Here is a 9451-nt window from a genome sequence, read left to right on the forward strand (position 1 = left end):
CCGCCGGCCGCCGTGTTCTTCTACTCGCCCGACCGCTCCGGCACCCATCCAGAGGCGCATCTTGCGACCTATGCCGGCCCCATGCAGGCGGATGCCTATGCCGGCTTCAACCGCCTTTACGAGACATCGCGCAAGCCTGGTCCGGTCATCGAGGTCGGCTGCTGGGCGCATGCACGGCGCAAGTTCTTCGAGATCGCACGGCTGAAGAAGGCGCCGATCGCGATCGAAGCGATCGCGAAGATCGATGCTTTGTTTGCGATCGAGCGCGAGATCAACGGTCTGCCGGCCCACGAACGCAGAGCCGTGCGCCATGCGCGCAGCCGCCCGCTGGTCGATGAGCTTCATGCCTTCCTGCACGAGCGCCGCGCCAAGCTCTCCGGCAAGAGCGAGACCGCCAAGGCGATCGACTACAGCCTCAAGCGCCGGGAGGTGTTCACGCGCTTCATCGACGATGGCCGGCTGTGCATGACCAACAACGCGGCCGAACGCGAGCTGCGCGCCGTGGCCGTCGGGCGCAAGAACTGGACCTTCGCCGGCTCCGACGAGGGCGGCCGCCGTGCCGCCGCCATCTACGCCCTGATCCAGACCGCGAAGCTCAACGACGTCGACCCGCAGGCATGGCTTGCCGACGTCCTCGCCAGGCTGCCCGATCATCCGGCCAACAGGATCGCAGACCTGCTGCCCTGGAGCTGGAAGCACACCGCCATCCCTGCCGCTGCCTAACCGCTCCGATCAATCGTCCATCCGCGCGGGCTAGTCCCGCCTGTGGTCTTCACCGGATGCGTACGCCGAGGTCGCCGCCGTCCATCCGAAGGCGATGCCGGTGACCCTGACTACGGCAGAGGAATACGACGTTTGGATGCGCGCGCCGTGGGACGAGGCCAAGGCGCTGCAGCGGCCCCTTCCGGACGGCGCGCTTCGGATCGTTGCTCGCGGCCTCAAGGAGGACTCCGGCGGCGGAGCTTAGGCGTTTGTCGACACGCGCACCTAGTACTTGGGCACGCGGTGCGTCCTACAATCATACGGCCCGTCCGATCCGGAGCCCTTGATATTCGCGTTGTAAAATTGACCCATCGATGGCGCAGCCAAAAATGCCTCGAAGGTCGCTGGAGGCATCTCGCAGTATGGGTAATATACCGACCTCAGCTGCACCACCATGAACTGCTGGGACTTGTCGTAACACGCGCGGTTGACGAGACTGCTCCGTGTGACTTCGGTGCAGGAAAACGGCGCGAGATCTAGCTTGCCATAGTATTTGACGTCGATGACTTCCGCCATCGCCCAACTGGCGCCGGCCAAAGAAGCTGCGATCACTACGGCGACCCTATACATGCAGGACCTCCCACTGTAGACGTCAGGTGCTTGTTCGTCCTCCACTTCGGTGTACCAGACTACCGAGGAGGTCAGTTCTTCTCGCAGCGAGTAATCGCGCGTACGCCACGGCTGAAGCGTGGGCGACCCGTCGTAAAGAAGCCGCTACAGCGCTTTTTTTCATCGCACTTTTCACATTCCTCGACGAATCCATTTTTCCAGTCGGAGATTGACTGGATCGCACACGGCCAGACTGATTCTGGAAGGACGCACTTTGGCAGGTTATAAACCGACACGTTCAGGCCTGCGGCGCTGAGGTGTTCGACAGCTCTCGCCAGAGCGGTGCCGTAATCAACCGGGTCTATCCAAAGCATCGCGTCGTTCGCTATCGCGAAGCCGGTGTTTTCTAGACCCATCAAGGCGACATGGTCGACGAAGGGCAGGTTGCGGGCAATCCATCGACAAGTGTCTTCAATGATGGGAGCGGTCAATGCGTGTAGGACGACGCGAACTTCAACGCATTGTCCTCGGTCTTTCAGCTTCAGGATGCCGAGTATCGTTTCATCGAAAGCGCCCTTAGCTTGGACCACGTGATCATGGATATAGTCGACAGAGGCGTACACCGGAATGGCGGCCATCAAACTCGGGTGGCCGATATCCTTCCAAGCGTCGACGATTCGCGAATCGGAGAAGGCGCGCCCGTTGGTCAACACCTGGATCGCGGTCGTCGGCAACAGACGGCGACACTCCTTAAGAACGGCTACGAAGTCTTCCCAATCCGACAATGTCTCTCCGCCGGTGAAGGTAATCGCCGTAGTCGTCGGGTCGATGAGAGGAAGGCTTTCTTTGATTTCGTTCAGGAGCCACCGGTCGTCCAAATCCTTCGGCGGTTGCGAACACATCAGGCAATAATTGTTGCATCGCTCGGTGACTAGGAATGAGTTGTGCGCGGAATTCCGGCGGTAGAGTGTGCGGAACTTCCGGGACGCATGGTCAAAGCCGACCACGTCGCCGTCTGCGAGATAGCTATATTTCGCCGGCACCACGACGATCCGGTCAGCAAACGTGGCATCTAGATCCACCGGGCCGTCCGAAACCACCAGGATAGAAGACCACTTGGCTTCTAGCGCGCGAGTTATTTCATCCGACGTTCTGGCGATCGCAAAATCGGCGGGGTCGCGCTCAGTGACGCTATCGATTGATCTTAGCCTGAAGACCGATCGACTCTTATCCGGTGAGAAACCGTTACTCCGAAAGGCGGTGCCATACAGGGGAAGGGTCATCCGAGGGCCCACCGGCGCAGTATGGCGGCATCTTGCGGGGAGGTCTCTAGTATGTGGAGCAATAGTCCCATGATGCCCTTTTGACGGGCGCAGAAGGCCGATAATGGCTTGATCCCCAGGACGTCCCCTTGCGTCGCATGATGATAGACGGGATCTGCCCCGCAGTGGCTCTCATAGACACACGTCGAGCATTCGGGAGCACATTGCGTGAGAGACGACGAAATCGCGCTGATAAGCTTGTCGGACAGGATTAGCGAATAATAGCTATCTTGATCGACGTGACCGAGCCGAAAAGCGTCGTCACCGGTCTCCGCCAGCATCCTGCCCTCATCCGAAGCAAAAACGCTGCCATCGTAGTTATAGACCAGGGCACCGAGTCCGGCTCCAGCGGGACTCCGCAGATCCACATATCCCAGGGGACGGTCCGAGAGCATGCGCGTGAGAAGCAGACTCGCGTAGAATTCCCGAAACGCCGTGCCCCGGCGGTTGACCTCCAGCACCCGGCGCAGCCCTCGCTCATAGAACGCAAGCCACTTCTGCGCGTCATACTTCGAGTACTGCTTCGTCTTGATCGCGAATCCGAACGGCGAAAGAGGGCGGAGGAAAATGCCGTCGAACCCGAGTTCAAGATACTCATCGATGATCTCATCGACCCGGTCGAGACTTGCCTCCGTCGTGGTCATGAGGGCACCTACGCGATCGGCACCCAGCATCTCGCGAGCGCGCCGGATTCCGGCAACAGCCAGCGCATGACTATCTCCGCCGGGGCGAGGTCGGTTCCTATTGTGAAGATCGGCTGGACCGTCGAGAGAGGTCGATATCTGGACGTCGTTTTCTCTGCAAAACTCCAGAATGGGTTCGTCCAATAGCGCCAGGTTCGAAGCTATGACGAAGTCGAGCGCCTTGGTGGACCGTCGCTTCGCGGCGGTAACGATCGTCTTGATCAGCGAAAAGTTCAGCAGCGGCTCTCCGCCCTGAAACTCAATCTTGATCCGGTCCAAAGGACTGGCGAACGCAATATCGAGAGCGCGGAATGCGGTTTCCTCGCTCATGTCGAAACGCGAACGGTCGCTGCTTTGGCGCGAAACCTGGCAGTATGGGCAAGAGTGCTCGCAGCGCAGGGTGACGACGAAGATGTGAAGTGGGGTCGTCTGTTGCAGGAACGACATCCGGCTTCTAAGGCGGGCCGCCAAGATTTGCCTTTGTGCCTTCTGGTTCATCCCCGTTATGAGGTGAGCGGCATAGGCTTTTTCGTAAAGGCCGTCTCCGGGACGAATCTGGAGGTCGACGAGCCGCTCTACTTCTTCGATGGAAAGGCGGACAAAATCGCCAACCATATTGGCGACGAGATACTGGTTTGCTCCAACGCGCTCGAAATTAAAGGGCAGCAACGAAAGGTCTCCGCTTGCCGCACTGAAATTCTCACGATTCGAAAATCTCGACATCGTCTTCGGCTAGACCTTACCCGGCATCATTCTGATTTGCCGCCAGCGCTCCGAAGGCAAGTGCAAGGATGACGTTCCGAACACCCTCGGTTTTTTCGGCGACGCGAGCCCGCAGGTTTTCGTCTGTGACGATATTCATGAAGCGCTCTCTCAATTCCTCACGACTGAGGATGGCTCCTCCTTGCGGTTTGGAAGAGGGTACCAAGCGGCAGATGTACCGAGCGTCTTTGCGGGCGATTTCGCAGGTCGCTGTGCCTATCAATCGATAGGCCGCTGCATTTAGGGCACTGAGGCTTTGAACGCTTGAATCAAACTCAACAGCTACTTCGGCCCGCTGCAGACCAGCAGAGTTATCGTCCGGAGACATGGGACGCATGTGAAGCATGCGACGCGTGGGAGCTATGCCCGGCGACGATGGTGCCATCGGCCTGCTTAGTCATGACAAACCCAAGAAGATCTTCACCCGCTTGGTAAAAGGCATTCGCTTTTGGCTTATCGCCGATACTGTCGTTCGCCGTAGAGACCTGATTTTCGGCGACTACCGCCTTGGATTCAGCCTGCTGAACCGACATTCCGGTGAGTGATGCGAGTGCGGCACCAAGCGAAAGCGCGAACTTCGATTTCTCAGTCATGTCGCCCCCCAAATGAATTTACTCAATGAAAAGGCTCTATTACAACCTGCAGCAGCGGAGAGTCTATAGTTCTATTGGCTCAGCCGGCAACTTAGGCTGGAGTATGCCGCACCGCGATATAGTTTACCGGGGCACCGCCGCGTACTTGTCCGGGATGAGTTCTAGACTGGCGTCGAGTGGTGGCTTGACGTCAAACATCTGAACGCCGTTCTGGAAATGAAATACTCGCCGGACGCGGTAAGTCGACGGGTTCTGAGCCGCAACTTCGTACTGGGTACGCGACAACCAGAATCGAGTCCGCGCGTGCCCGTTTGTGGTTTTAATCTCGAGTAGCCGCTCCTCGCCGTGCGGTTCAAAAGATCGCACGTCATAGCCTCGATGATCTTCGCCGCGATCTGCGGGCCAATCCATTTCCTTGGCGAGATCCCGCCGGCCAGCCCGGCAGAGCCGATCAAATTCGAACTTGAACACCATTTCCTCGCCGGCGCGCCCCAGGGAGCGGTTGAGCTCGTCCCTCGCCGCCGGGTCGTATTTCCGGACCAGGCGCTGCAGCACCGGATGACGGTCCTGCAGGTCTGAATTTAGGAACGCAGGTGGTGGGACCAAGACAGGCGCTCCCGCAGGCGTAAAACGCGGCATCACGGACGTCGGGCTAGTAAGAACCTGCGGATGTTGTCCTAACTGGATCTCTACGGCCTCCACTAGGGAATCCTGGTAATTATGCGCGGGCACCAGCCCAGAGACCCAGGCGATCCCAAGCTCGTCCAGGACCGCGGATACGTTCCGAAGTTTCCATTCGATCGATTTCTCGGAGCGGCCCACTTCTGGCGCCAGTCTGCGGTATAAGTCGGCCTTGTTGAGCTTCACGCCGGCGCGCTCCTTCTCGAGAAGCGCGAAGTAGTTTGCGACCACGACGGCAACCTGCTCGGCTGTCCAGTCAGTCCCCTTGGATCCTTGCGCCGAGCCTTTGGTATTCACCGATCGCTTCCCGTGCCCGCTAGAATCCTACCATGGACCTTTAGATCCGCAATTCACCAAGCTTGGCGGCTGTGTTTCTGAGCCGGCCTCAGTGCGATTCGATCTGCTCGATAGAGGCCCGCCCGCAAATGTCAGCCTGGCTCCAGGTCAGCATCGCCAGATTCGAATCCCTGATGCTCGCTAGCCGCACGGAACGATGAGGCGGGCGGAAGGATTCGTCCGGGTGGAGTGATTTCTATGCTGACGACGACCGAACGACGAGCTGGAATTCGAAGTCTGCGGGGCTGGGCCATCCATGTCCTCCAAGAAGCCGGCGCTATCCACGAATGCGAGGAGCACGGCTGGGCGAGGGATCGGACGGACCCGCACGCTCGCCATCGCGCGGTTGAGATCGCCCGGCAGGATCATCCGGACGACATTACGGCCAACGAAGCCGTCGCAGAGATCCTCGATGTCCTCGGTTCGCTGGGAGACACCTGCCCGGAGTGCCCGCCGGAATAGCGCCGCAGAGCTAGCTCCGTGCCCGGCGCAGCGCATCCTGTAGCTTTTCCCGCTCGACCGCCCAGCGCGCATCCTCGGCCTCAATCCGTTTCTCCAGATCGCGCCGCTCGGTTTCGAGAGCTTCCGAACGGTCCTCATGCTGCCGCTGCGCGAGCTCCAGACCCGCCTGGGCTTTTGCGACCAGCTTCTCGCGTCTGGCCCGCTCCTTCTCCCGCGCCGCCTCTTCCCTGCGCCGTTCGGCCTCGCGCTTCTTCTGCTCGCGCTCGAACTCCGCGGCGGCTTTGCGCGCCGCTTCGACGCTGAGCGCGGGAGCCGTCCTCTTCTTCGCTGCGGGAGGCCGCTTTCTTTTCGCGCTGGCGGACTCGTCGTCTAGGTCAGGCAGGTCGGCATGCTCGGCGAAGCGGCCGCTCGACCCGGCCGGGCGTTTCAGCACCGCGCCTGGCTTCGCCAAGGTCGCGGCGACGATATCCGGATCGTCGGTCTCCTTGGCCGCTCCCTGATGGAAAAGATTGCTGCCGGCGCCCCACGCTTCGAGTGCGGCCTTCATGGACGGCGCCGCGATCGCGAGATCGTAAAATCCGAGCGAGGTCTGATAGGTTTTCAGCTTACGTGGCACGGGAGGTTACCTGCACGATCGTGAGACTTCAGCGTACCATGTGGCGTAAGGCGTGTTCTTCGCCATGTGGCGGTTGAAATCGGGCGAGCCGTCCGTCCACCAGACCGGCCCCCCGCTCCCCCAGCGCTCTCTTGGCCTGGTCCACGGCGCGGTGTGCCGCGGCTTCGTCCTTAGGGTCCTCCGCCGCCTTGGCCGCTCGAACGGCGCGCCTGGCCGACATCAGCTGGCGCGTCAGATCGGAGCGCTCGGTCTCTCCAAGCCTCGGATCGGCCATTCGCCAAAGGCGCCCGCGGACCACGAGGTAGCGCCCGTCCGGAGTCACGGGATGCTTCAAGCGGATTTCCGCGGACGGCCGGCGGCTGGCTTTTTCGCCGGTGTCTCCTTGGCGGCAGCCTTCTTGCCGGCGATCGGCATCAACATCTCCTTCTGGCCGGCAGCAGCTTTCTTCGGCTTCTTCGCGGGCTTGGCCGCCTCCGAAGGCTGCGCTTGCTGCCCGACCGAGCGGCGCAGCGCCTCCATCAGATCGACCACGTTCTCGCCCTTCGGCCGGTCCTTCGGGCGGATCGTCTTGCCCGCACGCTTCTGGTTGATCAGGTCGACCAGCGCGGTTTCATAGTGGTCCTCGAACTTCTCTGGCGTGAACGTCCCCGCCTTCTGGTTCACGATGTGCCGGGCGAGGTCCAGCATGTCCTTCGTGATCTTCACGTCCTGAATCTCTTCGAAATATTCCTGCTCCGACCGCACCTCATAAGGGTATCGCAGAAGGGTGCCGACCAGGCCCTTGTCCATAGGCTCGAGCGCGATGATGTGCTCGCGGTTCGTGAGCACAATCCGGCCGATCGCGACCTTGTTCATCTCCCGGATCGTCTCGCGGATCACAGCGAAGGCGTCATGACCGACCTTGCCGTCCGGACGCAGATAGTAGGGGCGGATCAGGTAGCGCGGATCGATGTCGGCCTTGTCGACGAACTCGTCGATCTCGATGGTGCGCGTGGACTCCAGGGCGATCTCCTCCAGCTCTTCCTTCGAGACCTCGATGTACTCGCCCTTCTCGAGCTCATAGCCCTTGACGATGTCTTCGTTGGGGACCTCCTCGCCGGTGTCCGCATCGACCTTGACGTACTTGATCCGGTGGCCGGTCGTCCGGTTTAGCTGGTTGAAGCTGATCTTCTCGGACTCGGACGTGGCCGGGTAGAGGGCCACCGGGCAGGTGACGAGCGACAGGCGCAGGAAGCCTTTCCAATTGGCGCGGGGGGCCATGTACGCGGAACTCCGGTTTCAACGGTCCAGATTCAAGACGAATGACAGCGCCGGGTTCCGACATGGCGGCCGATCAAAATCGGCAGATCAGGCGATCCTCTTCGCACAGCCCTTGCGGCGGCAGGTGGGCCGAAAATGGCCGTGAATCGCCTGACTCTCCGATACCTGGTGGTCATTTGCTTGGGTATGGTGGCGCGTCATGACTGCCGCGCCGCGAATCCACCGACACCATTTTGACGAGGGCTGCCGACTTGGCGGCCATGGCAGATGCCCTCGCCCAATCGCCCGATTACCGAGTGCTGCGAAGGCTTGTCCCCCGAGCCCCTCCCCTGCCGCCATCGGAGAGGAGGTCAGGACGGCCGTCCTGCTGGACACCGAGACCACCGGCCTCGACCACTCCCGGGACGAGATCATTGAACTCGGCATGCTGTCATTCGACTACACTCGGGAAGGTCGCATCGTCGGCGTCAGGAGCGTCTTATCCGCCTTCCACGAACCCAGCCGCCCCATCTCCGCCGAGGTGACGGTGCTCACCGGCATCACCGACGAGATGGTCACCGGACAGCGTATCGATCCGGACGCGGTATCGGCGTTCGTCGCCGGCGCGGCCATCGTCATCGCCCACAACGCCGCCTTCGACCGTCGGTTCGCCGAGCGCTACTGGCCGATTTTCGAGCGTAAGGCCTGGGGCTGCAGCGCGACCGAGGTCGACTGGCGCTCACACGGTTTCGCGGGCGCGCAGCTGGATATCTTCTGCACGGCACCGGATTCTTCCACCAGGCCCATCGCGCCGTTGACGACTGCCACGCTCTGCTCGAGGTCCTGGATTTCGTCCTGCCGACGACGGGGGCCCCGGCGTTGGCTGCCCTACTCCAGACGGCGCGCAAGCCGATCATGAGGGTGTGGGCGGAGCAGTCTCCCTTCGGCCTCAAGGATACCCTGAAGAAGCGCGGGTACCGGTGGGCCAACGGCACCGATGGCCGGCCGAAGTCCTGGTATATCGACATCCAGCAATCCGCCATCGAAGCCGAGATCGCCTTTCTCAGAGAGGAGGTCTATCTCTGCGACGTCGAACCCCGGCTGCAGCGCCTGACAGCGTTCGAACGATTTTCGAATCGTGGCTGAGAGAAACGGCGGCCGGTGGCCCGTCCAATGGGCGCAAAGAAACAGAGAACTGTCTTGGCAAAACAACGAGCCTTCCAAGAGGGCGGGGAACTCGCACGAGAATACGAGCTGCAAGCAGGTCCTGATCACGCTTGGTCTTTTCAAGCGAGGGATTCAAGAGACTTTCGATACTCTACGCTTGAGCCCGCTGTACTACGATTGGTGCCACAGATGGCTTTGATTCAGTTCGCAGAAACTGCAAGCGCAGCACGCGCTCCGACCGAACGGCACGGTTGAACGCAAGCCATGTCAATGGCTTGC

12 protein-coding genes and 2 pseudogenes are annotated in these 9451 nt (G+C 60.8%); 5 read left to right on the top strand and 9 right to left on the bottom strand.

What is annotated here, in order from left to right; genetic code table 11:
• The coding region (gene tnpC, locus ACQR1B_RS35950; protein ID WP_434837644.1) for an IS66 family transposase at positions 1 to 723 on the top strand (723 nt) is incomplete at its 5' end.
• A 64-nt stretch (positions 724 to 787) separates the two neighbouring features.
• Positions 788 to 967 (top strand): annotated as a pseudogene (locus ACQR1B_RS35955) (SOS response-associated peptidase); the annotation flags it as partial.
• A 20-nt stretch (positions 968 to 987) separates the two neighbouring features.
• Here ACQR1B_RS35955 and ACQR1B_RS35960 read toward each other — a convergent pair.
• The 6 genes from ACQR1B_RS35960 to ACQR1B_RS35985 all read right to left on the bottom strand — a co-directional run bounded on the left by ACQR1B_RS35960 (position 988) and on the right by ACQR1B_RS35985 (position 5649).
• Positions 988 to 1332, bottom strand: a complete 345-nt coding sequence (locus ACQR1B_RS35960) for a KTSC domain-containing protein (RefSeq protein WP_434837643.1) — start codon at positions 1330 to 1332, stop codon at positions 988 to 990.
• 71 nt (positions 1333 to 1403) lie between these two features.
• Complete coding sequence (gene hxsC, locus ACQR1B_RS35965; protein WP_434837642.1) at positions 1404 to 2594, bottom strand: His-Xaa-Ser system radical SAM maturase HxsC; 1191 nt, start codon at positions 2592 to 2594, stop codon at positions 1404 to 1406.
• A complete protein-coding gene (gene hxsB / locus ACQR1B_RS35970; RefSeq protein WP_434837641.1) occupies positions 2591 to 3985 on the bottom strand; it encodes a His-Xaa-Ser system radical SAM maturase HxsB in 1395 nt (464 codons plus the stop codon). Before hxsB ends, hxsC begins: the two co-directional genes overlap by 4 nt.
• 70 nt (positions 3986 to 4055) lie before the next feature.
• A complete protein-coding gene (locus ACQR1B_RS35975) occupies positions 4056 to 4406 on the bottom strand; it encodes a hypothetical protein (protein ID WP_434837640.1) in 351 nt (116 codons plus the stop codon).
• Entirely contained in the window at positions 4390 to 4671 is a 282-nt protein-coding gene (gene hxsA2 / locus ACQR1B_RS35980) for a His-Xaa-Ser repeat protein HxsA2 (RefSeq protein WP_434837639.1), read from the bottom strand. The genes ACQR1B_RS35975 and hxsA2 overlap by 17 nt, the downstream gene beginning before the upstream one ends.
• A 123-nt stretch (positions 4672 to 4794) precedes the next feature.
• Positions 4795 to 5649, bottom strand: coding sequence for a DUF3883 domain-containing protein (locus ACQR1B_RS35985; protein ID WP_434837638.1), 855 nt, complete (start codon positions 5647 to 5649; stop codon positions 4795 to 4797).
• Between the two features lie 237 nt (positions 5650 to 5886).
• On the opposite strand from ACQR1B_RS35985, the gene ACQR1B_RS35990 reads away from it, so the two are divergent.
• On the top strand, positions 5887 to 6150 hold the full coding sequence (locus tag ACQR1B_RS35990) for a hypothetical protein (RefSeq protein WP_434837637.1): 264 nt from the start codon (positions 5887 to 5889) through the stop codon (positions 6148 to 6150).
• Between the two features lie 10 nt (positions 6151 to 6160).
• On the opposite strand, the gene ACQR1B_RS35995 is transcribed toward ACQR1B_RS35990, so the two are convergent.
• The 3 genes and pseudogenes from ACQR1B_RS35995 to ACQR1B_RS36005 all read right to left on the bottom strand — a co-directional run bounded on the left by ACQR1B_RS35995 (position 6161) and on the right by ACQR1B_RS36005 (position 8026).
• Complete coding sequence (locus ACQR1B_RS35995) at positions 6161 to 6766, bottom strand: cell envelope biogenesis protein TolA (RefSeq protein WP_434837636.1); 606 nt, start codon at positions 6764 to 6766, stop codon at positions 6161 to 6163.
• A gap of 6 nt (positions 6767 to 6772) precedes the next feature.
• Positions 6773 to 7040 (bottom strand): annotated as a pseudogene (locus tag ACQR1B_RS36000) (hypothetical protein).
• A gap of 56 nt (positions 7041 to 7096) precedes the next feature.
• Positions 7097 to 8026, bottom strand: coding sequence for a Ku protein (locus tag ACQR1B_RS36005; RefSeq protein WP_434871601.1), 930 nt, complete (start codon positions 8024 to 8026; stop codon positions 7097 to 7099).
• Between the two features lie 199 nt (positions 8027 to 8225).
• On the opposite strand from ACQR1B_RS36005, the gene ACQR1B_RS36010 reads away from it, so the two are divergent.
• Positions 8226 to 8924: an exonuclease domain-containing protein gene (locus ACQR1B_RS36010; RefSeq protein ID WP_434875152.1), complete on the top strand. Its 699-nt coding sequence runs from the start codon at positions 8226 to 8228 to the stop codon at positions 8922 to 8924.
• Positions 8921 to 9151 carry a hypothetical protein gene (locus ACQR1B_RS36015; protein WP_434875094.1) on the top strand — a complete coding sequence of 77 codons (231 nt, stop codon included), beginning with the start codon at positions 8921 to 8923 and terminating at the stop codon, positions 9149 to 9151. Before ACQR1B_RS36010 ends, ACQR1B_RS36015 begins: the two co-directional genes overlap by 4 nt.
• Positions 9152 to 9451: the final 300 nt, after the last annotated feature.

The organism is Bradyrhizobium oligotrophicum (genome assembly GCF_051168495.1).
GTDB lineage: Bacteria > Pseudomonadota > Alphaproteobacteria > Rhizobiales > Xanthobacteraceae > Bradyrhizobium > Bradyrhizobium oligotrophicum_A.